Origin of the sequence: Paraburkholderia lebeckiae (assembly GCF_050436325.1) — a bacterium.
GTDB classification, from domain to species: Bacteria; Pseudomonadota; Gammaproteobacteria; order Burkholderiales; family Burkholderiaceae; genus Paraburkholderia; species Paraburkholderia tuberum.
In genome coordinates this window covers 476,753-503,221 of sequence record NZ_JBNDLZ010000001.1, presented here as the reverse complement: position 1 = coordinate 503,221, position 26,469 = coordinate 476,753, and the positions used below count along the sequence as shown (strand labels likewise).

The 26,469-nt window shown below is 61.5% G+C and carries 24 protein-coding genes and 2 pseudogenes; 16 read left to right on the top strand and 10 right to left on the bottom strand.

Features of this window, described 5'->3' with window-relative positions:
- Positions 1-524 precede the first annotated feature (524 nt).
- On the bottom strand, positions 525-662 hold the full coding sequence (locus OKW44_RS02470; protein WP_018420560.1) for a hypothetical protein: 138 nt from the start codon (positions 660-662) through the stop codon (positions 525-527).
- Positions 663-775: 113 nt separating this feature from the next.
- On the opposite strand from OKW44_RS02470, the pseudogene tnpC reads away from it, so the two are divergent.
- The 3 genes and pseudogenes from tnpC to OKW44_RS02455 form a co-directional block, all read left to right on the top strand.
- A pseudogene (tnpC, locus tag OKW44_RS02465) lies at positions 776-1,777 on the top strand (IS66 family transposase); the annotation flags it as partial.
- The gene (locus OKW44_RS02460) at positions 1,774-2,157 is read left to right on the top strand and encodes a plasmid pRiA4b ORF-3 family protein (protein WP_343219820.1); all 384 of its coding nucleotides are present in this window, start codon (positions 1,774-1,776) and stop codon (positions 2,155-2,157) included. The pseudogene tnpC and the gene OKW44_RS02460, both read left to right, overlap by 4 nt.
- Positions 2,129-2,374, top strand: coding sequence for a plasmid pRiA4b ORF-3 family protein (locus OKW44_RS02455; protein WP_343219821.1), 246 nt, complete (start codon positions 2,129-2,131; stop codon positions 2,372-2,374). Before OKW44_RS02460 ends, OKW44_RS02455 begins: the two co-directional genes overlap by 29 nt.
- Positions 2,375-2,766: 392 nt before the next feature.
- On the opposite strand, the gene OKW44_RS02450 is transcribed toward OKW44_RS02455, so the two are convergent.
- Positions 2,767-2,916 (bottom strand): hypothetical protein, encoded by a 150-nt coding sequence (locus OKW44_RS02450; RefSeq protein ID WP_239499094.1) that lies wholly within the window; start codon positions 2,914-2,916, stop codon positions 2,767-2,769.
- Between the two features lie 33 nt (positions 2,917-2,949).
- On the opposite strand from OKW44_RS02450, the gene OKW44_RS02445 reads away from it, so the two are divergent.
- From OKW44_RS02445 to OKW44_RS02390, 12 genes and pseudogenes are all read left to right on the top strand, one after another.
- On the top strand, positions 2,950-3,099 hold the full coding sequence (locus OKW44_RS02445; RefSeq protein ID WP_429409388.1) for a hypothetical protein: 150 nt from the start codon (positions 2,950-2,952) through the stop codon (positions 3,097-3,099).
- Between the two features lie 998 nt (positions 3,100-4,097).
- Positions 4,098-6,158: a poly-beta-1,6 N-acetyl-D-glucosamine export porin PgaA gene (pgaA, locus tag OKW44_RS02440; protein WP_018420565.1), complete on the top strand. Its 2,061-nt coding sequence runs from the start codon at positions 4,098-4,100 to the stop codon at positions 6,156-6,158.
- Between the two features lie 6 nt (positions 6,159-6,164).
- Positions 6,165-6,803, top strand: a complete 639-nt coding sequence (locus OKW44_RS02435; RefSeq protein ID WP_429409386.1) for a polysaccharide deacetylase family protein — start codon at positions 6,165-6,167, stop codon at positions 6,801-6,803.
- Positions 6,725-8,209 carry a poly-beta-1,6-N-acetyl-D-glucosamine N-deacetylase PgaB gene (gene pgaB / locus OKW44_RS02430; protein ID WP_429409384.1) on the top strand — a complete coding sequence of 495 codons (1,485 nt, stop codon included), beginning with the start codon at positions 6,725-6,727 and terminating at the stop codon, positions 8,207-8,209. Before OKW44_RS02435 ends, pgaB begins: the two co-directional genes overlap by 79 nt.
- Before the next feature lie 58 nt (positions 8,210-8,267).
- Positions 8,268-9,587: a poly-beta-1,6-N-acetyl-D-glucosamine synthase gene (gene pgaC, locus OKW44_RS02425; protein ID WP_018420567.1), complete on the top strand. Its 1,320-nt coding sequence runs from the start codon at positions 8,268-8,270 to the stop codon at positions 9,585-9,587.
- Between the two features lie 23 nt (positions 9,588-9,610).
- Positions 9,611-10,060, top strand: coding sequence for a hypothetical protein (locus OKW44_RS02420; protein ID WP_018420568.1), 450 nt, complete (start codon positions 9,611-9,613; stop codon positions 10,058-10,060).
- 52 nt (positions 10,061-10,112) lie between these two features.
- On the top strand, positions 10,113-11,945 hold the full coding sequence (gene glmS, locus OKW44_RS02415; protein ID WP_026225819.1) for a glutamine--fructose-6-phosphate transaminase (isomerizing): 1,833 nt from the start codon (positions 10,113-10,115) through the stop codon (positions 11,943-11,945).
- A gap of 9 nt (positions 11,946-11,954) precedes the next feature.
- Positions 11,955-13,175 (top strand): hypothetical protein, encoded by a 1,221-nt coding sequence (locus OKW44_RS02410; RefSeq protein ID WP_026225820.1) that lies wholly within the window; start codon positions 11,955-11,957, stop codon positions 13,173-13,175.
- A 96-nt stretch (positions 13,176-13,271) separates the two neighbouring features.
- Positions 13,272-14,633, top strand: a complete 1,362-nt coding sequence (gene glmU, locus OKW44_RS02405; protein ID WP_018420571.1) for a bifunctional UDP-N-acetylglucosamine diphosphorylase/glucosamine-1-phosphate N-acetyltransferase GlmU — start codon at positions 13,272-13,274, stop codon at positions 14,631-14,633.
- Between the two features lie 542 nt (positions 14,634-15,175).
- Positions 15,176-16,105: an IS630 family transposase gene (locus OKW44_RS02400; RefSeq protein ID WP_113061917.1), complete on the top strand. Its 930-nt coding sequence runs from the start codon at positions 15,176-15,178 to the stop codon at positions 16,103-16,105.
- Between the two features lie 108 nt (positions 16,106-16,213).
- Positions 16,214-16,549, top strand: a pseudogene (locus OKW44_RS02395) (transposase domain-containing protein); the annotation flags it as partial.
- A gap of 294 nt (positions 16,550-16,843) precedes the next feature.
- Positions 16,844-17,380, top strand: a complete 537-nt coding sequence (locus tag OKW44_RS02390) for a BRO-N domain-containing protein (RefSeq protein ID WP_084754068.1) — start codon at positions 16,844-16,846, stop codon at positions 17,378-17,380.
- 63 nt (positions 17,381-17,443) lie between these two features.
- On the opposite strand, the gene OKW44_RS02385 is transcribed toward OKW44_RS02390, so the two are convergent.
- The 7 genes from OKW44_RS02385 to OKW44_RS02355 form a co-directional block, all read right to left on the bottom strand.
- Positions 17,444-17,758, bottom strand: a complete 315-nt coding sequence (locus OKW44_RS02385; RefSeq protein WP_018420574.1) for a hypothetical protein — start codon at positions 17,756-17,758, stop codon at positions 17,444-17,446.
- A 167-nt stretch (positions 17,759-17,925) separates the two neighbouring features.
- The gene (locus OKW44_RS02380) at positions 17,926-18,069 is read right to left on the bottom strand and encodes a hypothetical protein (RefSeq protein WP_018420575.1); all 144 of its coding nucleotides are present in this window, start codon (positions 18,067-18,069) and stop codon (positions 17,926-17,928) included.
- 29 nt (positions 18,070-18,098) lie between these two features.
- The gene (locus OKW44_RS02375) at positions 18,099-18,401 is read right to left on the bottom strand and encodes a hypothetical protein (RefSeq protein WP_018420576.1); all 303 of its coding nucleotides are present in this window, start codon (positions 18,399-18,401) and stop codon (positions 18,099-18,101) included.
- Entirely contained in the window at positions 18,401-18,892 is a 492-nt protein-coding gene (locus OKW44_RS02370) for a DUF1643 domain-containing protein (RefSeq protein ID WP_280783344.1), read from the bottom strand. Before OKW44_RS02370 ends, OKW44_RS02375 begins: the two co-directional genes overlap by 1 nt.
- Positions 18,893-18,905: 13 nt before the next feature.
- Complete coding sequence (locus OKW44_RS02365) at positions 18,906-19,316, bottom strand: Lar family restriction alleviation protein (RefSeq protein WP_280783346.1); 411 nt, start codon at positions 19,314-19,316, stop codon at positions 18,906-18,908.
- A 22-nt stretch (positions 19,317-19,338) separates the two neighbouring features.
- Complete coding sequence (locus OKW44_RS02360; RefSeq protein WP_162633959.1) at positions 19,339-19,695, bottom strand: hypothetical protein; 357 nt, start codon at positions 19,693-19,695, stop codon at positions 19,339-19,341.
- A 1,295-nt stretch (positions 19,696-20,990) separates the two neighbouring features.
- Positions 20,991-22,328, bottom strand: coding sequence for a class I SAM-dependent methyltransferase (locus tag OKW44_RS02355; protein ID WP_018420582.1), 1,338 nt, complete (start codon positions 22,326-22,328; stop codon positions 20,991-20,993).
- 664 nt (positions 22,329-22,992) lie between these two features.
- Here OKW44_RS02355 and OKW44_RS02350 point away from each other — a divergent pair.
- Positions 22,993-25,182 carry an amylo-alpha-1,6-glucosidase gene (locus OKW44_RS02350; protein WP_018420583.1) on the top strand — a complete coding sequence of 730 codons (2,190 nt, stop codon included), beginning with the start codon at positions 22,993-22,995 and terminating at the stop codon, positions 25,180-25,182.
- 756 nt (positions 25,183-25,938) lie between these two features.
- Here OKW44_RS02350 and OKW44_RS02345 read toward each other — a convergent pair.
- Positions 25,939-26,244 (bottom strand): hypothetical protein, encoded by a 306-nt coding sequence (locus OKW44_RS02345; RefSeq protein ID WP_018420584.1) that lies wholly within the window; start codon positions 26,242-26,244, stop codon positions 25,939-25,941.
- Between the last annotated feature and the right edge of the window lie 225 nt (positions 26,245-26,469).

Below are 26,469 nucleotides of genomic sequence, written 5' to 3'. Positions count from 1 at the left end.
CGGTGTTCGCACCCTGACTGTACGCCGGCCGTTCGATTCGAACGGAGGGAGGTCGGCTATATGATTATCAAAACCCTCGGCTATGCGTAGGCGTTGGCCGGAACGATGGTCTTGACGTTGGGCGACTGGGTTCGTGATTTGATTGGTTCTCGTACCTGGACCCGGGTACAGCAGCCCATGATCGCCGCTTTGCCGACATGTGCGGTGACACAATTCGTTCGCACGCGGTAACTGCTTAAAATTTCAAGACATTCTCTCGCTCGACAGAGTAAGCGCCGCGATTGACACGTTTCTTGGCGAAACTGTGACACATTTCGTGCGGTCTACGGCAAACGAAGAAACGCCGCCGGCGAGTTGACTGTAAGTGATACGTTTCGGGTTCATCCGGCGAAAGCCATCAAATCCGCTATGAGACGAGGCACGGTTCGCTTCTCAACGACCCCGGCCGTGACGGCTGCGGAGATCGCACTCCGTTCCGCCGGCAGCCCGGCCGCCGCGGAACTCAGGTGAATGGTTGGTTTGGGTCAGAGCAAAACTATCTGCTGCAGTAGCTCCAGCGCTTTCATTTCGTCCAGCCGTCCGGTACGTGCCTTACCGGGGAGCGTCTTGATCAGCGCCTCTGCGATCGGTTTAATACCGATCAGATCGTCGAGGCTGGTCACGGGAGCAGAACGGCGCGGCTTCCGTGATGACCTCGGTGAAGGAAGTCGCAGGCTGCTGGAGAGAAGCGGGCGGCGCGACGTCATTGGTGCTCATCGGTAATTGCGAACGTTTGCTGATGGTCGCCAAGTACGCTGACCATATGCCGTTATACCGGCAGGCAGGAATCTATCGCCGTGCCGGCATTGAACTCGATCGTGCCACGCTGGCCGCGTGGGTTCGCGAGTGCGCCGCACTGCTGCAGCCGCTGGTGGATGCCGTTGGCCGGTATGTGCGTGAGGCGCAGAAAATCCATACGGATGACACGCCCGTCTCGGTGCTGGAACCCGGAGGCGGCAAGACACGTACGGCACGCTTGTGGACGTATGTGCGCGATGACCAGCCGGCGGGCAGCCGGGCACCCCCGGCAGTCTGGTACCAGTACTCGCCCGACCGTAAGGGAGAGCGACCTCGTACGCATCTGCAGGGCTGGTCGGGCATCCTGCAGGCAGATGCCTTTAGTGGCTATGATGCGCTGTACCGCGATGGCACGATCATCGAGGCAGCATGCTGGGCGCATGTGCGGCGCAAGTTCTACGACCTGTACGAACTGGAGCGTTCGCCGGTGGCACAGGAGGCACTCAGCCGTATCGCGGCCCTGTATGCCATCGAGCGCGAGGTGCGCGGCCGCAAGCCGGAGGTCCGGCAGTCCGTGCGCATGGCGCGGGCATTGCCGCTCGCAGACACACTGAAGGACTGGCTGGAACATACGCTCGCGCAGGTCTCGGCGAAGTCGGGCCTTGGCAAGGCGATCCGGTATGCGCTGGGAAACTGGCCTGCTCTGGTGCGCTACTGTGAAGACGGGCGCATCGAGATAGATAACAACACCGCGGAGCGATCGATCAGGCCGCTGGTTCTCGGCAGGCGCAACTATCTGTTCGCGGGTTCTGATGGCGGTGGACAGAGTGCGGCGGTCATCTACAGTTTGATCGGAACGGCACGCCTGAATGGCATCGAACCGTATGCATATCTGCGCACGGTGTTCGAGCGCATTGCCGAGCATCCCATCAACCGGATCGACGCGTTGCTGCCGTGGCATTTGATGCCGGTGGAGCAGCCATTCCAGCAGGCCGCATGACGATGGCATCGACTCGCAAACCCGCGTTACGCGCGGTCAATTCACAGGTGCCGGTCTACCAGTTGCACATCGAGCTGAAGTATCTGAAGCCAGCGGTCTGGAGACGGGTACTGGCCCCCGCCTCGATCAAGCTGCCGAAGCTGCACGTCGTGCTGCTGTGGGCGATGGGCTGGGATGGCGGCCACCTGCACGAATTCGTGTTCGGCGACACCAACTACGGGGTGCCCGATCCGGACTTCCCGAGTGACCCGCCGATGCTCAACGAGGCGCGGGTGAACCTGGGCCGTGCGCTCGGTGCGCTGAAGTCATTCACCTACATCTACGATTACGGTGACAACTGGCAGCATCCGTGTGAAGATCGAGAAGGTCCTGCCGCCTGATCCCGAGTTGCGCTCGCCCATCTGCCTGGGCGGCCGCAATGCCTGTCCGCCGGAAGACGTTGGCGGCGTACCCGGCTACATCGAGTTCCTCGACACGATCATCGATCCCGCTCATGATGAACACCAGCGGTTGCTCGACTGGTGTGGCGGTAGCTTCGATCCTGCTGCCTTTGACCTCCAGGACGTCAACGAACGCCTCGTCGAGATCAAATTCTGATCGTCAAGACGGCCGCCAAATGTCGCTTACGAATTACAGCGTCTGCTTGCGCGTTAGATTGAAGGTCTGCGCCGCTTCAACGCTTTAACTTGTCCACGCGGAATTGATTTAAAGCCGGCGCTGAGAATTTGCGACTGGTAAGCGGCCGTATTCAGCGACAGCCCGGTCAGGCTGCACGCGAGACTGGACGCCAATCGGCGCCGTCACCCTCAATCCGGAGCGCGAGTCAGTCGTCACGATGGCCTCGCACGTCACACCTAGACAGCCTTTGGCTGCATGACTGAGGCGATAAGTAGCTTGACACGCGCCGCGGTGCAGGAACGAAACCGGATGCCATTTGCGCTGGCGGCGATCACTTCGTCACACGGCACCCGGGTCGGCCGCTTGCTGGTTCAACGAGCGCTGGCCAGCACCCGCACGGGCACGCCCGGCGGCCAGTTGATCGCATAGACGTCGGTGTGGACAGTATCGCTGGCCTGCGCCTCCACAATGCGTTGCTTGTCGTAGTTGTGGGCAAACGATTCATGAGTCGGCAGGAACACGGTGCCGCAGTAAATGCCCGACGCGCCGAGTGCATGAGCGGCAAGGAGTCCACCGGCCGATCGGTCGCCCCACGCGTCATCCTGTCAGGCATCGAAGTGACGCATATGATCAGAAACGGACAGGTGAAAGACGCTGGCATCCAGCGGATTGCCGCCGACCACTTCTATTCGCTGGTGATATAAGCATCCTGATCATATCGGATTTATCTCGTCCTGCCATTCTTGTCGCGACACCACCCCTTGGTCAGCAGCGATGCGAGAAAAGGCGAGTCGCGCAACTTCTTCGCCTGTCCCGCTCCAAACTCATTTTCAGTTCGCGTTCCATGTGAAGTCGGCTCAATGAATCACCGCGTCTATCGGCGGTTCGATATTCACGCCTGGCGCATCGTTTTCCCCGTCATCATATTATTTAGCATCGCTGATGTATGCCTTACGGCGATCTCTGCCACTCCCGTTAGAGCGCCCGATTTTGTTATCTTCTTTCTTGTGCAGCGAGACAATACATAACGCGCACATGCTTGCTCTGTGCGTTAGCCCACATGGGAACGCGTCGCCGCGAAGAGGGCGGTGCAAGCGTTGCGATACATCTTGCGGCAAACGTTCCAGAAGTGTTTTTCTGCACGCGTGCATCGAGATGTACTGGCTTATTCCCGTTCAAGATCGATTTCATCCGGGTTTTTCCACCCGTCAAAAGGGCGTCGACGCGATGCGGTGTTTTCGCCTTACGCATCATCATCGATGCATGGCTGGCGCGCTGTATCACGTTTGAAACACTTCGCACCTCTAGTGCAATTGCACAAGCAGGCCATTGTTGTGCATCGGTCTGCGTCGAGCGAGCCCTTCGTGCCAACTGGCTATTCGCGTCCCTGACGATAATTTGACGTTCTTCGAACCGTTCACCGATGAAACGAATATAGCGGCGGGTCGTTGCGCCGCAAAGTCTTTCAGCAGCCGAATCGTTGCCGGAGCAGGATCGGGTGCCGCCTGGTACGAACTTCGCTATATGCCTCGCCGCGCAAGTGGACCTGGTCGTTGCGAAGCAGTGACCGGATGCTGAATAAGACCCTGAACTTCCACGCCGCACGCCAGACCTCCGAGGCTCTCTGAATGTTCTCCATGCGTCATTTGCATGACGCATGGCCTCGATTTGTCTGAACGTCGGCATCGACAAACGAGGAACCATGAAAACGAAAAGCTCTAGCCGACGCAAGCACGCGGCAGTCAAGGCGACAGCCCTGCTGCTGATGCTGTTGATGCGTGACTATTGCGCGGCGCAGCCGAGCGCTGCGTCGGAGGCACCGGGGAACGTCGCAGAAGGGACCATCGCGAAAACCACGGTTGCGCAAGGGAAGGTCGTGTCCGAACGCGATCAGCTTCGCAAACGCGTTTTTGAAGAAGCCAGCGCGGGCGCTCCGCAACTAGCGTTGCAGGAGGCGCGTGCCAGTGCGGATGCATTCTCCGAACATGATCTGCTGCAGATCGAAGCGCTCGTCGTTGAAACGGAAGTGCGTTGGGGACGTCAGCAATCGCTCGCCACGGACGAGCCCGATCGGCTTGCGCAAACCCGGGCCGCGCTTCACCACATCGACGACATGCTCGGTCGCATGCCGGCCGGCGAAGACTACGGGGACCTGCGCCGTGCGGTGCTCGCCGAACGTGTCGCGGTACTGCAAGGCGTCGGGCGCATGAAGGAAGCGACGGCGCTGTACGAAGATCTCGCGCGCTCGCCGCAACCGATGCCTGCGCATTCCTACGCCGCTGCGGGTGACGCCTACACCTATCTCGACGAGCCGCGCAAGGCCGCGCCGGCTTATGAGCGTGCGTTGCAGACGCCTGTCGAGCCACTCACGCCGTCGCTCGAACCGCACGCGCTCAAGCGCATCGACGTGCAGGAAGGTCTCTTCTTTGCCTACCTCGACTCGGGCCGTTTCGAGAATGCGCAGCAACTACTGAAGTCGATCACGGCGAGCACGCCGATTCGCGCGGATCTCGCCGAGCATCCGGAAGACGTCAGCGAAGACTATGGCCGTGTGAAGAAGCTGCAGGCGCAGTACCTGCTCTACACGGACCGCACGCGCGAAGGCGTTGCGGCGCTCGACAAACTGCGTCACGAAGCGCCGTTCGATCCCGCGTTGATCAGCGCACGAGCGGATGCAACGCTTGTGCAGCAGCGCCCGCATCAGGCGGAGCAGGTCTACGCGGGCACGCTCGTCGATCACCCCGGCGACGTGGAAACGGTTGCGGGCCTGGGCAGGACCGCGTTGCAACTGAATCAGTACGACCGCGCCGCGGACGTCAACGCGACGTTCGGCGACCGCTTCCCGGACAACAACACGGTGAAGACGTTTCAACGCGACTTCGAGGCATACAAGAGCCCGCAACTGATCGTCGCGGCGAACGGACAGAAGGGCAACTCGGTCATCGCGGACAACGACTGGGGCGTCGATACGCAACTCTATTCGATGCCGATCGCGAACTACTGGCGCGTCTTCGCGCATCAGTTCAGCGGACGCGCAAACACCGGCGACGGCAACAGCGTGAGCCGCATTCGCAACGGCATCGGCGGCGACTTCCGGTTTCATGGCATCGATGCAGCCGCCGAAGTGGACCGCTCGACAGGACCGCAGGCGAAAACGGGCGGCGCCGGCAGTCTGCGCTTCGCGCCCGACGATCACTGGAAATTCTCGGCGGGCGTCGACAGCAACGTCAACACGCTGCCGTGGAAGGCCTATCAGGCGGGCGTAACGGGCCGCGCGGCGACGGGCGAGATCCGCTACGACGTGGACGATTACCGCTACTTCGAACTCGCTTACGGTGCCGCGCGCTACAGCGACTCGAACCTCAATCAGTCGTGGGTGGCGACCTGGTACGAGCGCCTGATCAACACGCCCAGCCACCTCGTCGCGACCTGGGTCGAGCTGAATACGAGCAGCAACACGCTCACGAACGCCGCGTACTTCAGTCCGCATCGTGACCTGACCGCGCAGCTCACTGCGATGTACCAGTGGACCTCGTGGCGCAACGCGGACCAGTCGCTCGCGAACCGCGCCTATGCAACGGTCGGTGGCTACCGGCAGACCGACATCAGCACCAGCATGCTGTGGGAGGTTCGCCTCGAACAGCAGTGGCAGTTCAGCGCGCACGCATCGCTCGCCTACGGCATCGGTGTAGCGAGCCAGCGCATGGACCGCGTTCGCGAGACCAGCAAGCTCATCTACCTGAACCTGAACATTCCTCTGTAGGCCATCATGGACAAGCTCACCCGCAGACGTTTTCTGACTTTCGCCGCCGGCCTCGCCGCGGTTCCCGCCGCGCAGGCACGTCTTGCGCTCGACCGTCTGCCGCCGCCGGACGCTGACGACGGTCTGACGTTCCGCGTGCTCGCCATCCACGACGTGCGCGACGACCTTCACGCGGACGTGTCGACGGTCGCCGACACCTGCGCGATCAGCACTGCGACGCTCAGCACGATCTTCGCGTGGCTGAAGGCGAAAGACTTTCACCCGGTCAGCGTCGATCAGATCGTCGCGTCACGCAACGGCGGCCCGCGCCTGCCGCCGCGCGCCGTGCTGCTCACCTTCGACGATGCCTATAAAAGCCAGTGCACGCGTGCGTTCCCGCTGTTGCAGCAATACGGCTATCCGGCGCTGATCGGCGTCGTGACGCGCTGGACCGATACACCGGCCGGCCAGGCGGTGCGGATCAGCCATAAGTCCGTGATGCCGCCCGACTACTTCATGAGCTGGAACGATCTGCGCGAAATGGCGCAATCGGGTCTCGTCGAAATCGCGTCGCACACGCACGACACATGCATCACGGCGCGCTTGCGAATCCGCAAGGCAACGAGCTGCCCGCCGCCAGCGCGCATCTGTATCTCGCCGATCTGAAACGCTACGAAACCGACGACGAATATCACGCACGCGTGAAGGGCGACCTGCAGCGCAGCGTCGATCTGATCCAGCAGAACACGGGCGTCACCGTGCGCTCCGCGGTATGGCCGTACGGCATGTACAACGCTGCGCTGATCAAGGCATCGCAGGCGCTCGGCATGGCCGTGCACTTCACGCTCGACGACGGGCCGAACACGCCCGACGTGCCGCTCACGCAGATCCGGCGTCTGCTCGTGTCGTACGACTGGGACGTCGGCACGCTGATCGCGCAGATGCGTTCGTCGCAGGCGTATCGCGGCGAGCACAACCCGGTGGAGCGCGTCGTCAACGTATCGCTCGACGAGATGTACGACCTGGACCCGCAGAAGAGTGAAGAGAAGCTCGGCCGGCTGCTCGACCGCATCAAGGATCTCGAACCGAAATCGGTGTATCTGCAGGCGTATTCGGACCCGGACAACACGGGTGTTGCGCGCGCGACGTACTTCCCGAACCGCCACCTGCCGATGCGCGCCGATCTCTTCAACCGCACCGCGTGGCAACTGATCACGCGCGCCGGCGTGCAGGTCTACGCCCGCATGCCACTGCTCGCGTTCGCATTGCCGCCGCAGCATCCGGCTTCGGGCCGTCTCGTCGAAGTGGCGGCCGGCAGCCCAAATGCCGCGCGCGACGCGCGCATGCCGCGCCTAAGCCCATTCGATCCCGTCGCGCGCGCCGTGATCCAGGACCTGTACGACGACCTCACGCGCTATGCGAGCTTCAACGGCGTGGTGTTCGGCCCGGATGCGACGCTCAACGCCTACGAAGACACGGGCGCTGCGGCGCTTGCCGTCTACCGGTCGTGGGGCCTGCCGGCCGACATCGCGCAGATCCACGCATCGGACGAACTGATGCAGCGCTGGGTCGCCGGCAAGACCGCGTATCTGAACGCGTTCACGAACCAGCTCGCCGAGCGGGTGCGCGCCTATCAGGGCGGCGGCAACGTGCTGACTGCGCGCACGCTGCCCGCCGAAGCCGTATTCGATGCGAACGCGGAGCGCAACTTCTCGCAGAGCCTCGCGTCGTCGCTCGTGAATTACGACTTCATCGCACTGGTCGCGGCGCCCGGAGCCGCCGGTGAACGGCCGGACGATGCATGGCTCGACGGACTGACAAAGGCAGTGGGGAAGCAGCCGGGCGCACTGGCGAAGACAGTGTTCGAGTTGCCGGCCGTCAACCGTGAGTCGCAACGCCCTGTCGAAGCGGGCGTGCTGCGCGCGCAGATGAAGCGGCTCAATGCGGCGGGCGTCGTGCACCTGGGCTACGGGCCCGACGACTTCATCGCGAACCGGCCGGACACGACCGTGTTGCGCGACGTGATGTCGGTGCAAGGCACGCTGCGATCCAACCAGGGAATGTTGGGCTGAGTGTCGGGTGAACCCGCCCACGCACAGCCCATGCTAGGGGACAACAATGAAAAATGTGATGAGCGTCATATCGAACTTCGTCTTTTACTATCCGCTGCTGATGGCGTATCTGTGGATGGTCGGCGGACTGCTGCACTATCTGCTGATCGAACGGAAGCACGCGAGCCAGAAGACGGCCGGACCGCTCCCGTCTTATCCGAAAGTGTCGGTCGTGGTGCCCTGCTACAACGAGGCGGACAACGTGCGCGAGGTGATTGCGTGTCTGGATCAGCTGAACTATCCCAACTACACCATCATTGCAATCAACGACGGCAGTCGTGACGAAACGGGCGCGATCCTGAACGAGCTGGTCAACGTCTATCCGAAGCTGGTGGTCGTGCATCAGCATCAGAACGAGGGCAAGGCAATCGGCCTCACGACGGCAGCGATGCTGAGCGACGCCGAGTATCTGATGTGCATTGACGGCGACTCACTGCTCGACAAGGAAGCGATCGGCTGGATGCTGCGCCACTTTATTGATGACGCGTCGGTGGGCGCCGTGACGGGCAACCCGCGCATCCGCACGCGCTCGTCGCTGCTGGGACGCATGCAGGTGGGCGAATTCTCGTCAATCGTCGGCCTCATCAAACGCACACAGCATTTGTACGGGCGTTTGCTGACGGTATCGGGCGTGGTGTCGATGTTCCGCAAGCGCGCGTTGCAGGAAGTCGGCTACTGGAGTTCCGACATGCTGACAGAGGACATCGACATCAGCTGGAAGCTCCAGGTGCAGGGCTGGCACGTTCATTTCGAATCGCGCGCGCTGAGCTGGATCCTGATGCCCGAGACGCTCCGCGGCCTCTACAAGCAACGTCTGCGGTGGGCCAAGGGCGGTATCCAGGTGCTGTTCAAGTATGCGGGCGAGGTGCTGTCCCGTCGCAACATGATGATGTGGCCGATCTTTCTGGAATACGCAGTCAGCATCGTGTGGGCGTACTGCATGCTGTTCACACTTGTGATGATGGCGGTCACGGCGATATTTACGCTGCCCGAAACATGGCGCTTCGCCTTCGTCCCGCGTGGCACAGGTGTGCTGCTGTTCGCCACGGGCTGCGCGCAGATCCTGCTCGGCTGTCTGATCGACCGGCGCTACGACACCAACCTGTTGCGCTATTTCATCGACACCGTCTGGTATCCGGTCGCGTTCTGGGCCATCAGCATGATTGCGTCGGTCATCGCATTGCCCGGCGTCGTCAGCCAGCGGCGCCGCAAGCGCGCGCGCTGGGTCAGTCCCGATCGCGGCATCCGCGCGAGTGGCGCCGTCATGGTCGATTCATCCACAGGGTTGGCTGCGCAGCCGCAGCACGATGCCTCGCTCGAACTTACGCAATCAAGTTAACCTTCCTGACAAGGGTACACACCATGAACTTCCCGATCATCGATGTCTCGAAGCAGTCCGTCGCTCAGTTCACAAGAGAATCCAGCAAGGGCCGGGCGATGCGCTCGGTCGCGTGGTATCGCATCGTACGGCCGGCACTCGTGCTGTGCATGTGGGTGCTGGCAGCCGCCTATATCCGCTGGTGCCTCGCGAATGCAAGCGACGAAGAGTTGTCGCTTGACGCGTTCATGCCCGGCATCGCCGGCATCGCGGCCGTCGCGACGGCGATGATCCTATGGACCTTCGGTCGCCAGATGGATGCGATGAAACCAGACCGCGCGCGCCGCATGCCCGTCAGCGCCGACGTGCCCCATCATGCCACGCGCGAAATCGCCGTCGGCAACGCGGTCCGCTGCCTTGTTGCCTATCACGACGACGACGGCATGATCTCGCACGTCGTGTCGATGCCCGAGTTCGAGCGTCAGGCTGCCTGAGGGCGTGGCGCAGAAGCTCACAACCATTACGGAACGCACCACGGAGACCACCATGTGCGGAATAGTAGGAGCAGTGGCGCAACGCGACGTTGTCGCGGTTCTGACCGAGGGATTGCGCCGCCTCGAATATCGCGGCTACGACTCGTGCGGTGTTGCGGTGTTGCAGCACGGGGCGCCGCGCCGCGTGCGCAGCGTCGAGCGCGTCGCGAATCTCGCGGCGCAGATCGAGGAAGCACGGCTGTCAGGTACGGTAGGCATCGCGCATACGCGCTGGGCGACGCACGGCGCGCCCGTCACCGACAACGCGCACCCGATCTTTTCGCGCGGCGAGATCGCGCTGGTTCACAACGGCATCATCGAAAATCATGAAGCACTGCGTGAGGAACTGAAGGGGCTCGGCTACGCGTTCGAATCGGATACCGACACGGAAGTGATCGCGCATCTGATTCACTACACGCGCGAACAGGACGAATTGCGTGATCTGCTGACGGCCGTGCAAGGCTCGTTGCAGCGTCTGCGCGGCGCGTATGCGATCGCGGTGTTCGCGAAGAACGAGCCGGACCGCGTCATCGGCGCGCGTGCCGGTTCGCCGCTCGTGATCGGCGTCGGCGAGAGCAGCGGCACCTATCTGGCGTCGGATGCAATGGCGCTGTCAGGCACCGCGGAGCATTTCATGTTTCTCGAAGAGGGGGACGTCGCAGTGCTGTCGCGCGATGGCGTGCATATCGTCGATCGCGACGGCGCGAGCGTGCGGCGTGAAGTGCAGACGCAGCACGCTAGCCACTACGCGGCGGAACTCGGCCCGTATCGCCACTACATGCAGAAGGAAATCTTCGAGCAGCCGCAGGTGGTCGCCGATGCGACCGAGCGCGTGCGCGCGATCGCGCCCGCGCTGTTCGGCGCGAAGGCGGAACGCGCTTTCGGCGAGATCGATTCGCTGCTGCTGCTGGCGTGCGGCACGAGCTACTATTCGGCGCTGACGGCGAAATACTGGTTCGAATCGATCGCCGGGATTCCTACGCAGGTGGAAATCGCGAGCGAGTATCGCTATCGCGAGAGCGTGGTGAATCCGTGCGCGATGGTCGTCGTCGTATCGCAATCGGGCGAGACGGCCGATACGCTCGCCGCGCTGAAGCACGCGCAACAGATTGGCCATCACCATACGCTCGCAATCTGCAACGTGCCGCACAGCTCGATGATGCGGCTCACGGAATTGCGGTACCTGACCGGCGCGGGACCGGAGATCGGCGTCGCGTCGACGAAAGCCTTCACGACGCAACTGGTCGCGCTGTTCCTGCTTGCGCTCACGCTCGGCAAGGAACGCGGACACGTGCGCGCCGACCAGGAAGCGCACGCGTTGCGGCAACTGCATCGTCTTCCGGCCGCGCTGAACAGCGTGCTCGCGCTGGAGCCGCAGATCGTTGCATGGGCGCAGGCGCTGGCGCGCAAGGATCATGCGCTCTTTCTGGGGCGCGGCGTGCACTTTCCGATCGCACTGGAAGGTGCACTGAAGCTGAAGGAAGTCTCCTACGTGCATGCCGAGGCGTATCCAGCGGGCGAGCTGAAGCATGGGCCGCTCGCGCTCGTCACGAACGAAATGCCGGTCATCACGATTGCGCCGAACGATGCGCTGCTCGAAAAGTTGAGGTCGAACATGCAGGAAGTGCGCGCGCGTGGCGGACAGCTGTTCGTGCTTGCGGATGCCGATGCGCAGGTCGCAAGCGGCGAAGGCGTGCGCGTGATCCGGCTGCCCGAGCACTATGGGCCGTTGTCGCCGATCCTGCACGTCGTGCCGTTGCAGTTGCTCGCGTATCACACTGCGTGCGCGCGGGGCACCGATGTCGACAAGCCGCGCAACCTCGCGAAATCCGTCACCGTGGAGTAACCGGACAGCATGCGAACGACCTTTGCAGTTCTCGCAGTGGCGGCCGCATGCGGCCTCGCGTCTGGCCTCGTCCCATGCGCTTCGGCGGCCGGGCGCAGGGCGGCGGTGGCCAGCGTGCCGACGGGCGATCTGCGCGCCTATATGCACGGGATCAGCGTGACGACCGACGCGCGCGGCGTATCGACCGTGTTCTTCAGCAGCTCGGGCCTGCCGCCACGCGGCGCGGGCCGCGACCGTAACTGGACGCACGACGTGTACATCGCGCGCTGGACGCCGCAGCAGGCGAAGCTCGGCAAGCCGCACGTGTTTATCAGTCGGCCTGAAGCGCAGGAGCCGGTGTCGGTTGCGCAGAACGACGGTGGCCGCGTGATGGTGACGTTCGAGGACGGATGGAATACGCCGAACGAGGTGAGCCAGCGTTACGGCGTCTACACGTCGAACCTTCATGATGTACGGCCTTATCCGGTCGACGTACTGTCGGGCGGTCATTCGGGGCACGTCGCGGCGGTCGGCTCGCGCTTCGTTGTGTTCTATTCGAACGACTGGATCGACGGTGGCGGCGTCGACAATCTCGGTACCGGTAACGGCGTCTACGCGAAGATCTATGACCGTAATGGCGCACTGATGCAGGCGGTCGATGTCGCGCGGCGAGTGCGCGAGTGGTGGCCGATGATCGCCGGTTCGCCGACGCGCGCGCTGCTCGTGTGGCAGCAATACGTGCCCGGCGAGACATTCGCGCGGCTCAAGGCCGCGACGCTCGATCCCGCGAGCGGTGCGCTCGGCGAGTCGCGTGTGATTGCACCATGCTTGCAGTACTACACGTATGCGGCGGCTTATGTGCCGTCCGTCGACCGCTTTCTGGTGGTCGCCACGGGGGTCGACGGCAAAGGCTTTGCGCAACTCATCGATCAGAACGGCGAGACCACCGCGACGCTCGCGTGTATGCCGGCGTCGGTACGTGAGGCGGGTATCGCTGTGATTGGCGATCGAGCGTTCACGCCGTCACAGGATGGACGGCTGCTGCATTTGCGGGTGACGGCTTCGTCGATCGAACTGGAAGGCACGCAGCGATCACCGATCAGATGGACCTACACCGGCAGCGTCGGGCTCGTGCGCTCGCAGACGCAATTGCATTGGGTCGCAACGAGTCCGAAAGGGCTGCAGGAAGCGGAGTTCGACCTGAATGCGGTGAAGCCGGCGACGGCGGCGGATCGCTGTGAGACTCCGTGAAGAGGGCTGATCACCGGCTGCAAGTCACGCGCGGCATCGACCTTCGTACCCTCGTTATCCGGGCGAACAGCCCGAAATTTTTTAATCGCTAACGACATGAATATCGTGATTCTGGCGGCAGGCACCGGCAAACGCATGCGGTCCGCGCTTCCCAAGGTGCTCCATCCCCTGGCCGGCCGGCCGCTCCTCACTCACGTGATTGACACTGCCCGGACGCTGGAACCCACGCGTCTTGTGGTGGTGATCGGCCATGGCGCCGAAACGGTGCGCGAGGCGGTTGCGGCGCCCGACGTCCAGTTCGCTGTGCAGGAACAACAACTCGGTACGGGCCACGCGGTGCAGCAGGCCTTGCCGCTTCTCGATCCTTTGGCGCCCACGCTCGTGCTGTACGGCGACGTGCCGCTCACGCGTGCGAGCACGCTGCGGGCGTTGACCGATCGTGCGGGGAAGGGCGGCTACGGCGTTCTCACTGTGACGCTCGCCGATCCGACCGGTTATGGCCGCATCGTTCGCGATGAGCAGGGCAAGATGGCGCGCATCGTCGAACAGAAGGATGCGAATGCGGAGCAGTTGCGGATTGCCGAGATCAACACCGGCATCATCGTCGCGCCGACTGCGCGCCTCGGCGGCTGGCTGGCGTCGCTGAAAAACGACAACGCCCAAGGCGAGTTCTATCTGACCGACGCGGTCGAGATGGCAATCGAAGCGGGCCTTGAAGTCGTCACGACGCAGCCCGACGACGAATGGGAAACGCTCGGCGTGAACAGCAAGCAGCAGCTTGCGGAACTCGAGCGGATTCATCAGCGCAATGTCGCCGACGCGCTGCTCGTCGCGGGCGTGACGCTCGCCGATCCGGCGCGCGTCGACGTGCGCGGCACGCTCGAATGCGGCCGCGACGTGTCGATCGACGTCAACTGCGTGTTCGAAGGCCGTGTGACGCTGGCCGACAACGTCAGCATCGGGCCGAACTGCGTGATTCGCAACGCGAGTATCGGCGCCGGTACGCGCGTCGATGCGTTCACGCACATCGAAGGCGCGGAAGTCGGCGCGAAGGCCGTTGTCGGTCCGTATGCGCGCTTGCGCACAGGCGCGGCGCTGCAAGATGAGTCTCATGTAGGGAACTTCGTCGAGATCAAGAACGCGGTGCTCGGTCATGGCTCGAAGGCCAACCACCTCACCTACATCGGCGACGCGGATATCGGCGCGCGCGTGAATATCGGCGCGGGTACGATCACCTGCAACTACGACGGTGCCAACAAATTCCGCACCGTGATCGAGGACGACGTGTTCGTCGGCTCGGACACGCAGCTGGTCGCGCCGGTGCGGATCGGGCGCGGCGCGACGATCGCTGCGGGCACGACGGTCTGGAAGGACGTTGAAGCAGACATGCTGGTTCTGAACGACAAGGGCCAAACAGGCAGGACGGGTTATGCGCGGCCGGTGAGGAAGAAAGGCTGATGGGCACCTCGATGACCTTGAGCCGATCGATGGATTCCGGCAGTCAGAACCGGCGCCCCGGCATGAGCCGAAAACGCTCAGGCTACGACATTTGATCTTTGCTCTAACATACTCTCCGCTAGACTCAAACTTCGCAATGAGGTGCTGCCGATCGAGCAGGAAGGACAAGGTTCGGTAAGGCTTATTCGTTCGTTAAGGCTTATTCGATGCCTGCCATCGCCCGCAGGAATGTGAATGCCTCCGCGCGTGCCGGCAGGCGTCGAATAAGCCCGATGGAGGAAACCGCGGAGTGCTTCGCTGTGGTCGGAACTCGCCGCTATGGCGATTGATAGGTCGGGATGTTCAGCGATGTCGGATGCGGTGCGGCCAGGCGGGATGCCGGACGGGCGCTGACGCCGTAGCGAAGCGGCGCTGTCGTGCAATCACGATGGTGATGCGCACGTGGGAGGCGCCTTTCGAAGCGCCAGGCGCGAACGTCCGCTCGTGGGCCGCGTTGCCGCAAAGCCGACGGTCGGTTCAGATATCGGGGAAACGTTGTGCTCATGTCTGAGCCCGGCACATCGGCGGTGCGCGGATCGGGGCGCTGCGCTCGAGGATGTCGACGACGATCATCGGTGCGCCGGCAGTGCCGGCAGATGAAGATGGGGCGGGCTGCGACGATGTCGTCCGAGGCTATCCGCTTTGTCTATCGGACGGTCACAACGAAGAACCCCATGCAGGTGAAGTTCGAGTTTGCGTTGTGGACGCGAGACATGGTGCGGGAGTTGATTCGCGAACATTTCAATGTCCGGCTCTCTGAGGTATCGGTCGGCCGGCTGCTCAGGAAGCTCGGACTTTCACCGCAGCGGCCGCTGGCGCGTGCTTACCAACGCAACCTTGAACTGGTCGAGTCATGGATGCGAGACGAATATCCGGCGATTGTCAGGCAGGCCAAACGCTGTGGGGCACAGATTTTCTTCGTCGACGAATCGACGGTGCGCTCGGACTATCACAGCGGCACGACCTGGGCACCGATCGGCCGGACACCCGTTGTCGAAACCACTGGCGCTCGCTTCAAGGTGAACCTGATCTCGGCGATCAGTCCGCGCGGTCAACTCCGTTTCATGTGTTTTGAAGGCAGCTTCAGGATTGCGGCGTACGTCGATTTCGTCAGGCGACTGGTACTCAATGCCGATGCGCCGTTCTTCCTGATTGCGGATGGTCATCCAGTTCATCGTTGCAAAGCGATCCGCCAGCTTGCCGCAGCATCAGATGGACGCCTTTGTCTTTTCTTCCTGCCTGCTTACTCGCCGGATCTGAATCCGGATGAGCTCGTGTGGGGTTATCTCAAACATCACAAGATCGGCAAGCTTGCTATCAAAGGTCCCGGGCATCTTAAGCAGCGTGTTCGAGCAGTTCTGCGCTCGTTGCAGAGAATTCCGGCTTTGGTCCGATCCATGTTTCAGTATCCGTCAGTTCGTTACGCGGCATGATCCATGTCCGGTTACTTTGTTTCGGCTTAGTAACTATGCTTCTTCCAGGATAGCCCACCTACACGCCAACACCAGGAGTTTTGCAGACCTTCCTTAGCTTTCGTCGCCATGCTGGTCGATGATCTGCGCCTCCGTGTTGAATCCCGGCCGCCGCTCGATTGGGGCGGGCTGGATCAGCATCTGCCATACGAATGGATCGAGTATGCAGTGCAGGCCAGTGGCAGTGCCAGCGTACGTCGGCGTCGGCTGCCCGCGCAACAGGTCGTATGGCTGGTGATAGCGCTCACGTTGTACCGGCACCAGTCGATCAGCGAGGTTGTCGATGAACTGGACCTTGCGTTACCTGTGGCCGATGCGTCGTTTGTCAGTAAGAGCGCCATCACCCAGGCGCGGCAGCGCGTCGGCGCGGCGCCACTGGCGTGGCTGTTTCACGAATCAGCCAGAATGCAGGACGGTGTGGCGACACCGGGGTGGCGAACATGTCACGCGTGACGTCAAACGTGACGCCGTGATGGTCACGGCGAAGTCACGCGTACACACACAGAGAAAGACATGATACTGCGCTGGGCTGCGAATGACGGCCTGGTTCAAGACAGGGAGGTCTCCTTGTTTTTAAGGAGACCCTTCAAGCCGACCAACGGGGTCTCCGGTCGCAATCTCAAGCGCCTCGGCCATGAAGGGACGAACGAATCATTCAGCCCAATGCCGGGCGGCGCGTAACACTGCAAGGGTGCCCGGATTCAGGGCATCCCTGCGCCGGTTGGTGTCCAACAGATAACTGTGATTCCTGAGCGCGATGTGTACCGCCTTGTCATGCCCTCGAAGTTCCCTGCCGCAGAGAAGTTCGGAGAGTGGGTCGCGCGCGAAGTGCTTCCGTCGGTCCGAAAGACTGGCTCGTATAGCCTCGCGCCCGCCGCGTCTGCGTCGTCTTGCCGAAGAACTTTGGCGAAGCCCTTCGCCTTGCGGCAGATCAAGCGGAACAAGTCGAATCGCAGAAAAGCATTTGGCGTCGCCGTGCCTGCCGTCGAGTTCGTAGAGCGCTATGTCGAAGCAACCGGCCTGACGGGTTCCGCGAAGTCGCCAAGCTGCTCAACGCAAACGAGCGTGACTTCCGCACGTTCCTGCATGAAAAAGCATCATGTATCCCCTTGGCGGCGGCTGGACGCTTATCAGAACCATATCGATGTTTCCGCTTCGTCGTCAAGACCGGCGAGGCGAACGAACACGCCTACGGCACGGCGAAATTCACGCCGATGCGCTCGACTACAGGTGTGAGCGCAGCAGCAGGCAGGGTAGGCCGTGCCGGGGACGTTCGCGAGCGCGGGCAGCGCTTTCGCGTCAGGCAGTTCCATGATCACATACCGCTTTTCCATACCAATCCTCTTTCGTTGGCGGCTCGATAAATTCGAGTGCGACTATCTCGCACTTACGTACAAAATCCTCTACGTTATCCGCCCACACGTACCCGGTTCCGCGCGCGCTTATCTGCCACATTTCGCCGTCCTTGAAGCTCGAATAGAGGGCCTTCGCCACGTCGCGGAAACCATCGTGCGTGACGATGCAGATAATGCTATGCGCCTTCGCCAGTTCGGCGAGTCGGGCATAGTCGCGCGAGACGCCGTAGTTCGCAATTTGATGCACATTGGTGCTCATTCAATCCTCACGGGTCCGCCGCTCACATGCCGCATAGTCGAACGTCGCGACGAGTGCAACGATCGACACGGGCGGAGCCAGTGCTCGATCACGATTATCGGGGCGTCATCCGGCGCGGCTTCGCGAAAAGCGATTTCCTGCTGCCGAAGAAAGTCCAGTAGGCTCATTCAATCCTCGTCAAACATGCCACGCCGGCGCGTGAGGGGTTCAAATACCGTTCGGCCCGGCTGTGCCTGAATGACCGACTCATACCCGCGCGCATCGCGCACCGTCACATAGAAGGGCGGATAGGTGATGTTGTGGCCGATCACGCGACCACGCTCGTGGACTGGCTCTCTCGTCATGGGTACTCCCGTTTGTAGAGCGCGACCATTTCCGCTTCAGTGGCGACGCACGTTTCGTTCGGCCCCGCGCCGTTGAACGCCAGCAAGTCCGCCTTGGTGAAACCGAAATAGCCTCCGCTGCAACCGAACTCGCGAACGCACGCCATGCGCGCCTGAAACAGTTCCCAGTCCGTCGCGGGATTCTTCTCGCGCAAATAATGAAACAGTTCCCACTCGGTCATGAGGGTGGACGTCGGCGAGTTAGTGACCGTGCTCCACGCGCAGTACTTGCCGCCGAACTCTGCGATATATCCGGGCATTATCGGCTCCAATCCACAAGCGGCGTTGAATAGGCCAGCTTGAGCGGGTGTAACGGGTCGCCATACTTCGAGAAGCCGAACGTTTTTATCTGTCGCCCGCTATCAAGGAGCATCGCTTCCACCTCGTCAAACCGGTAGCGCAGGGCGCGCGGCACCTTCTCCCGAATGCCCCAACACGGGATAACTACATCGGCGTTCGCCATGATCGCGCGCAGGTGCTCGTCGTTCTCCGGGCCAACCGGATCACGCGCCGCCGCAAGCTCGCACACGTCCGTTGCGCGGTAGGCGAACAGATTGCCGACGACGAAATGCGAGCCGCCATAACGGGTCGTGAAGCCGCGCCACTTGCGCACGGTCGCATCGTCTAGCGTGGCGTCCGCGGTGGACGGATTCATGCCGATATACGCCACGGTGTGCAACGCCACGGCGGTCTCAATCCGGCGTTCAAGCCGGTAGCGGTACGTGCCGCATTCACTCAGGATCGCGCTCACTTCGAGTGCCTCGTCACAGTGGCGGGCGGTCTTTCAACGTCTCGCCCGGCATGAGCGCGACGACCTTCATTGCGTGCTTCATGACGTAATTGCGCTGGCGTTCGTTCATGTCCGCGAGCAAACGCACCGTTGTTTTCGGCGGTACTTCATAGGTCGTCATCCATGCGACCGGTGCGGCAAGAGCCGCCCCGTCGCGCGCAAGCAACTCCGCAGCGGCCCGATAAACGTAGTCTTTCAGGTCGTTCTGGTCTTCCTTGATGCTAAAGCCGTTGCGCATGAAAATCACGCGAGTGTTCCACGCCTCGCACGCGGCGGCAGTCGTGGCGCGCTGAATCTGCGCCTTGCAGATGTAGCAATGCACGATTCCGCTGCTGCCGCGGACGTCACCCGATCCGCAGAACGGGCAGTCTTCCAGTTCCTTCATTTCTTCTCCAATGTCTGCGCGTTCACGAGCGGGACAGGCGTGAAACTTCGTCCGGCGCGGTCGGCTCGACGTGCGCCGCACGCGCGGGAACGGACGGGAACTGCGGATGAAACGTCCAGTGCGTGTGATAGCCGGGCCAGTCACTACCATCCGGCTTGCCGATCCACGCCGGTTCGCCAAGCCATACGCCGTTTTCGTCCGCCGCCCACCATACGACCGGACGCATGTCTTCGTGATACTCGTCAAGCGGCGCGGGGATACTGAGAATGCGCGCCTGCGCGTCCTTTACCTGCGCTTCGAGCGTGGCGATACGCGCCCTGGAAGACGACTTCCCGGTCGAGAGCCTCTTGTGCCGTGACCCTTCGTTCCTTCGAGACAAGCTGGGTTGCGAATTGGCGCTCGCTTACCAGTGCGCGGCATGGCTGACCCGGTGCAGGCGTTCCGGTGATCGGTCGCATGTGGGCATCGCTTGTCGCCGCAGTCCGGACACACGATCATGCGCATGTCCGTCAACGTGAGCGGGTGGCACTTCTCGCACCAACAGTCAGGCTTGCCGCCCGGATTCAGTATCAGGACTTCAGGCATGGTCGCCTCCGGTGAGCGCGAGAAGACTTTGCGAATCCCCGGCTTCAATCGACACGCTGGTATCCGCGCTGTCGGCGACCGACGCGATGGTTCGATTGCCGTAGCGTTTCCAATCCCACATCTTCAGAAAATTGCCGATCCGACAGGGAAGATGTTAGTACGCCGCATGCTTTTATGTATGCGCGTTGGGGAAAGCCTGTTTTTCTTGTGTCGGCAAACGAACATAAGCCAGGCGAAAAACGACCCGTGGATGAGGGCAAGTGCAAAAAGGTTCTAGAGCTACGTGAAGAGATTGTCCCCGGTATGTTTTTATTCAACAGCAGCGTATCTGTCCGCCCAAACCGGCTCCAGGTCCGCCCCCAACGCCGACGTCAGCGGCCTGTAGCGCGCGCTTGCGGCCCACCAGTACGGGATCAGGTCCGTCGCATGAAATTCATCCATGAACAAGGCGGCGCGAGATTTCAGCCCGGCCATGGGGCGTCAGTTGCGGCCACGCGATTGAAGAAGGTCCGCGCATCACAGCAAGTCCGGCGGACAAAGCGGTGCGGTGGCGTACCACGTGGTCGAGGACGGAACGATGGGACGGTAGTGCGAAGCAAGCGGGGAGACCTGTCAGCGAGGTGAACGCTGGCAGGAGTCAGAGTCTTGGCCGCGTCCGGCATTCGGACGCCGAAGGCGCCCTGATTCGCCGGGCGTGTGACACGCGCCGGGATGAGCTAGACAAGATGGCCGACCTCGATGTGCCGGGGCTGTTTTCATGAAAACAGCGCTTTCTGATGTCGGCGTTGCGCGCAAATGTTAGGCGGATGCCTCCGTTAAAGGGCCCCCGTGTGCATAAGCTGGTTCGGGCATCACCGGCGGCCTTGCGTCGTTAAAGAGGCGGGTTTATTTGCCCCCGCTTCGGAATTTTTTATTCTGAAGAAAAACCGCAAGACGCCACCCGGCAGACAGTCGATGAAATACCACGTCATGCAAGCGTTACATCTCGAGCGCAACCCGCTTTGCCACGCTCATTGCAAGGTGCGTGGCCGATGCGATCGCATTTCGCCTGAAAGCATGGAGATGGCCGCGCGCCGCAGGCGGTCGAAATTAACTCGCCACCGGTCCATTGTCTGCGGATCGGGCGGATCCGGAGGTTGTATTCCGTTCGTACATGTATGAGCGATTAAACGGATACTCATCTCGAACGGCGCCCCGGCGGCTGGGAGAACCATCCTTCCGCTCGAGCACGTTACTGGAGCGCGCCGCTAGAATCTGAAACAGCGATGTCCATCCTTGCTCGAATCCCATGGCCGAACCCGCGAGATAGAGTCGGTATGCCCGGATGATCCTTTCTGCATCCCTACCAAGTACTCGACGCGCTTCGTCGAGATGCGCATCCAGGGCCTCGGCCCAATGCCATAGCGTCCGGACGTAATGTGGTCGCAGGCACTCGGCGTCTACCGGTTCCAGGTGGCCGCGGGTCATGGCGTCCATCATCACGCTAACGTGCACCAGTTGGCCACCCGGGAAGATATATCTGTCGATGAAATCACCCATGCCACCATCGAGTTGCGGATTATCCGCGCCACCAGCGGTGATGCTGTGATTCATCATGAGGCCGCCCGGTCTAAGCAAACGGTGCATCTTCTCGAAGTACAGAGGCAGGTTTGGACGGCCAACGTGTTCGCACATACCTACCGATGCGATCTTGTCAAAAGGCACGGATTCGTCGACGTCGCGGTAGTCCTGCAGCAGCATCCTGACCCGACCGCGCAGTCCCTTTTGCTCGATAAGCCGGTCGACGTAGACGTGCTGGTTCGTCGACAGCGTGATGCCGGTCGCGGTGACTCCGTAGTGCTCAGCAGCCCACATCAACAGTGCGCCCCAACCGGCGCCGACGTCGAGAAAGCGCTCGCCCGATCGGAGCATCAACTTTCTGCAGATGTGATCGAGCTTGGCTTGTTGGGCTTGGGCCAGCGACATGACGGGCGCTGAAAAGTACGCGCATGAGTACACGCGCAGCGGATCCAGCCAAAGAGCATAGAAGTCGTCGGAAATATCGTAATGGTGCCGGATCTGCGCGGCATCCGTTGCCCGGCTATGGTGTGTGCGTTCCCAGATTGCGCGACGGGTGCGATTGACCCTGCGCATCAGCCATCCTTGCGCTTCTTGGGTGGGATCCTGGCGAAGCAACGCGGGTGCGGTCGCCATCAAGTCCTGCATGTCACCTTCGATCTCCAGCCGGCCTTCCACGTAGTCTTCCGCCAATCGCCCGATTGCGCCCTGCGTCAGGTGCCAGAGCGCGCGCATGTCGCGGATGACGAACGACAGCTGTGGCTGCGCCGCTCCGATGCGCTCGCCGTCTGGAAGCGACACCGAGCAGGGTAGCGGCAGGCTGGCGATCTGCTGCTCGGCAGGTTGCCGCAAAAGACTGGATAGAGTCATGGCGTCCGTCTCCTAGGGGCCAGGTCGTGGTGCTGACGCGCGATGCACTGACTTCGCGACGATGGCAGGTTATTTTGCGATCGGGGCGGTCTTCGCTCGTACCGGCAGTGCTGATGCTGTCATCAGCGCATCATTCATGCCGGACCCGGCCGGCGCTGTCTGGCGGCGTTATCCGGTCCGTACCAATCGCAGCCATATCGTCATTGACACGACAGATAACGATCTTGCTGACGCCAAAAAACCGGCAGGGTCGGGCCGGTCTTGCCCGATTGAAAGGCGTGACGATCGGAAGGGGTCAATTGCACCGCTCGTCCGGACCGTCACGCGACATCGCCACCTGGGCCTGGCGTGATTTGCAGCCTGACGTGTTCATCGATTTTTCCCCTTTGGTACTGCGGTTACCTCGGGGATTGCTAACCAATTCTTAACCGTTCTTCGCCATTTCGGGCTCGACCGAACGATGGGTGGTTTGCATTTCCTTCTGGTTAGTTGCTGCGTGGTTGCGCGGCCGCCTTGATTACGAAGTCGCTATACAGAGCGCGTAATGAGGAGAGCGCTGTCGAACTTCGCCTGGTCCTTCGAGTTGAACGAAGTGGAGGGAACCTGGTTCGGCCGCAGGTATGTACGTTGCAGATCAGTAGATCCCGACCGTGAGGAGAGAAATATGTCGCTTGAGATCAAGGTAGGCCCACCACAGCTCGCCATCCATCAGGGACATACCGTCCTGCTGACCGAGCCAGACGGGCAGATCAACAGGCTGAGCCATAAGGGGCTGTATTTCTACGACACGCGCGTCATTAGCAACTGGACGATGTTCGCGAACGGTGAGCCGTGGGATCTGCTCAACGGCGGCACGATCACGTCGTTTGACGCTCGCATCTTTCTGGTCAATCGCGAACTCATCACCGAAGCCGGCCTGATCGCGCCGCACACAGTCGGGCTTGTCTTAAGTCGTGAAATCGGCGGTGGCGTGCACGAGGATGTAGATCTGATCAATTATGGTCAGTCGCGGGTGCGCTTCAACCTGGAGATCGCACTGCGCAGTGATTTTGCCGACATCTTCGAGGTCAAGTCCGGCCGTTTTGTCCGTCGCGGCCACATCGCGACGAAATGGTCCGAGCACAAGCAGCGCCTCACGACCACGTACCGGAACGAGGATTTTCTTCGCAAGCTCACTGTAACAGCCCGGCGCAGCGGCACGCCAGCAGCGTATGCAAATGGTCGACTCACATTCGATATCGAACTGGCGCCTGGCGCTCACTGGCATAGCTGTCTCACCTACGATCTCTCGGATGGCCACAAAAGCTATCCGGCGCCAGACTGGTGCGCGGGACATGACGGCGACTGTTCGGAAAACCGCAGGCGGCTCTTGGACTGGCAGGGCGCGGTCCTCAAACTGGAGAGCAGCAACGATGCGTTGCTGCGCCTCTTTCGTCAGGCAACTGATGATCTCGCGGCATTGCGGCTTCCCGTTCACGGTGCGAGCCGTAGTCGACTCGTGCCGGCTGCGGGACTGCCGTGGTTCGTGGCGCTTTTCGGCCGTGACAGCCTGATCACCTCGCTGCAAACCTTGCTCGTCTATTCCGATTTTGCGTGTGGGACACTGGACGTGCTTGGAGTCTGGCAGGCGACCGAGTGCGATGAATATCGCGATGCGGAGCCGGGCAAGATCATGCACGAACTGCGTCTGGGAGAGCTGGCCCGACTCAAGCTGGTGCCTCACACCCCATACTATGGAACCGCGGACGCGACGCCTCTCTACCTTATCACCTTGCATGCTGCTTGGTGCTGCACCGGCGATCACGCACTGCTGAATCGTCACCTCGCGACCGCGAAACGGTGCCTTGAGTGGATCGACCGTTATGGCGACCGCGATGGTGATGGTTTTCAGGAGTATGCGACGCGCTCGTCGGCCGGTCTTGAAAACCAGAGCTGGAAGGACTCTGGCGACGCGGTGGTGTATCCCGACGGGACGCTGGTGACGGGGCCCAAGGCGCTCTGTGAGTTGCAGGGCTACGTCTACGATGCGTGGCTTCGAATGGCGCAAATCTACGACGCGCTGGGCGATGCTGATTCGGCGACCGCCTTGCGCAAGCAAGCGGCCGCGCTCTTCACACGGTTCAATGAGGCCTTCTGGGACGAGGCGACCGGCTTTTATGCGTTCGCACTTGACGGGGAGAAGAAGAAAGTCCTCAGCGTCGCGTCCAACCCTGGCCACTGTCTGTGGTCCGGTATCGTCCCGCCCGAGCGTGCAGGACGAGTCGTGGCGCGACTCATGCAGCCAGACATGTGGAGCGGATGGGGCATACGCACACTTTCAGCCACTCACCCCGCTTATAACCCCTATTCTTACCAGAGCGGTTCGGTCTGGCCACATGACAACGGCCTGATTGCGCAGGGATTCAAGCGCTATGGCTATGCCGGGGAGACCGGTCAGATCATGCACGACGTGTGCGGTGCAGGGCGCTTCTTCGCGCTGGATCAATTGCCTGAACTCTTTGGTGGTCTGAATCGGAACTCAACGAACTTTCCCGTCCAGTATCCGGGTGCCAACGTGCCACAGGCATGGGCTGCGGGATCGGTTTTCTCACTGCTGCAAGCGCTCCTTGGCCTGCAGCCTGATGCGCCGCACCGGATGCTGTACGTCGACCCGGTTCTGCCACCCTGGTTGGACGATATCACGCTCAGAGATTTGCGCGTTGGTGAGCAGATCTTCGACCTCCGCTTCTCGCGTGCGGGCAGGACGACGGAGTTTGAGGTCGTGCGAGGTGATCCAACATCAGTCGCACGACGCGAGATGACAGTTTGGAGCGATTTGTTGAAGCTTGGTGCCGACGGTACCGGTCACCCGTAGAAGCAGCCTCGTCCAGCTTCCGTATCTTGCGAGATGTCAAGCAAGGCATTGCAAGTTGTGGCAAAGGGGACTGAAGTACACGTCCGCCGGGCGAAAACGCAAAACCGGTTAAAAGTGCGCATTGCGATGAGGCTATTAGAATAATTTTTCTTGAACTGACCCGCTGACGCGGGAGCAGTGGGTTGGCCGACGGTGGCGGCTTCGGTCGCCCGCGAAGCGCGTTCCTTCGAATGCGACGATGGCAGTGCAGTTCCTGCCTGTCCATCTCGAAGGAGTTCGCCATGACGGCATTACGTCGACGCCTTCAGCTGCCCCAGGCTCAGCGACACCGTGCATCGCCATATTGGCCCTGGGCGCGGAAGATTTTTGCGATCTCCAGCATGGGGTACTACACTGCGCCCACGTTACTCGGAGGGCGGACGGCCCAGCGGACTGGTAACTTCGCGCAGCAGGTCGGTAGCCATCTGCATGTACTTGAAATGTGCTGCAGCGCATTTCATCTACCTGCACGGCGATGATGTCAAGCGGGCACGACAGATGGCTGGCATTCGGCACCAGAAAATGAGGTTGCGGACGTTCGAGGGGCGAAGTCCACAGACGGATCATTGGCCAAACCCGCCATTCGGGTAACCATAAACTTTACGCTCGTGAGTGGCAGCTTACGCGAGGACCGTATGATCTGATCGCCGTTGCCCCACCTCCGACGCTCGAGAGAATCGACAACTCGATGCCGCAGAGCAGCCTGTGAGCGACCGCTTACAGGTGTCGGCATTGTCGTTGGCCCAACGCGGTCTGATCTATGACGCGCGCCAAAGCGCGTGACGGAACCCATTGGCCTCCCTGTGCAATGAATCGGGAAGTCGCGTCGTCGACCGTTTGGTTGATGTCTTCATCGAATACGTCAAAGACAGGTGCGACGACCGACTCCGCGAGGGCAAATTGCTGCTTTTCGAATCTGCTCGCGTCGATGCGACCTTCCGCATCGAAAGTGAGCATGGAAAACGTGCTCCGAACGACGCGCACCGGGTTTCTGGCCACGAGTTCGACTACGACGCTGGCCATTCGCGCTCGTTGCCCCGCAAAAACGGGCAGACTGTGGCTTGCCGGATCTCGCAGCATCCTATTGAACCTGGTGCCTGAGAGCCGCGAGAGGGTATCGTCGCGAGCGATCAGAAACGTTCGGCAAGAAAATCCCATGGTGCTGCCCCTTGCATTAACGGTGATGCCCACCACGCCCGGCGAGATTCCGCAACGCGCATCTGAGCAGGCCATTCGCCGCTAACACAC

Coding starts and splice junctions, on each gene's coding strand:
- OKW44_RS02460 (WP_343219820.1), top strand. CDS start 1,774: ATGACGATGGCATCGACTCGCAAACCCGCGTTACGCGCGGTCAATTCA.
- OKW44_RS02445 (WP_429409388.1), top strand. CDS start 2,950: ATGAGCGGCAAGGAGTCCACCGGCCGATCGGTCGCCCCACGCGTCATC.
- pgaA (WP_018420565.1), top strand. CDS start 4,098: ATGAAAACGAAAAGCTCTAGCCGACGCAAGCACGCGGCAGTCAAGGCG.
- OKW44_RS02435 (WP_429409386.1), top strand. CDS start 6,165: ATGGACAAGCTCACCCGCAGACGTTTTCTGACTTTCGCCGCCGGCCTC.
- pgaB (WP_429409384.1), top strand. CDS start 6,725: ATGCATCACGGCGCGCTTGCGAATCCGCAAGGCAACGAGCTGCCCGCC.
- pgaC (WP_018420567.1), top strand. CDS start 8,268: ATGAGCGTCATATCGAACTTCGTCTTTTACTATCCGCTGCTGATGGCG.
- OKW44_RS02420 (WP_018420568.1), top strand. CDS start 9,611: ATGAACTTCCCGATCATCGATGTCTCGAAGCAGTCCGTCGCTCAGTTC.
- glmS (WP_026225819.1), top strand. CDS start 10,113: ATGTGCGGAATAGTAGGAGCAGTGGCGCAACGCGACGTTGTCGCGGTT.
- OKW44_RS02410 (WP_026225820.1), top strand. CDS start 11,955: ATGCGAACGACCTTTGCAGTTCTCGCAGTGGCGGCCGCATGCGGCCTC.
- glmU (WP_018420571.1), top strand. CDS start 13,272: ATGAATATCGTGATTCTGGCGGCAGGCACCGGCAAACGCATGCGGTCC.
- OKW44_RS02400 (WP_113061917.1), top strand. CDS start 15,176: ATGTCTGAGCCCGGCACATCGGCGGTGCGCGGATCGGGGCGCTGCGCT.
- OKW44_RS02385 (WP_018420574.1), bottom strand. CDS start 17,758: ATGAGCACCAATGTGCATCAAATTGCGAACTACGGCGTCTCGCGCGAC.
- OKW44_RS02375 (WP_018420576.1), bottom strand. CDS start 18,401: ATGCCCGGATATATCGCAGAGTTCGGCGGCAAGTACTGCGCGTGGAGC.
- OKW44_RS02365 (WP_280783346.1), bottom strand. CDS start 19,316: ATGAAGGAACTGGAAGACTGCCCGTTCTGCGGATCGGGTGACGTCCGC.
- OKW44_RS02355 (WP_018420582.1), bottom strand. CDS start 22,328: ATGACTCTATCCAGTCTTTTGCGGCAACCTGCCGAGCAGCAGATCGCC.
- OKW44_RS02350 (WP_018420583.1), top strand. CDS start 22,993: ATGTCGCTTGAGATCAAGGTAGGCCCACCACAGCTCGCCATCCATCAG.
- OKW44_RS02345 (WP_018420584.1), bottom strand. CDS start 26,244: ATGGCCAGCGTCGTAGTCGAACTCGTGGCCAGAAACCCGGTGCGCGTC.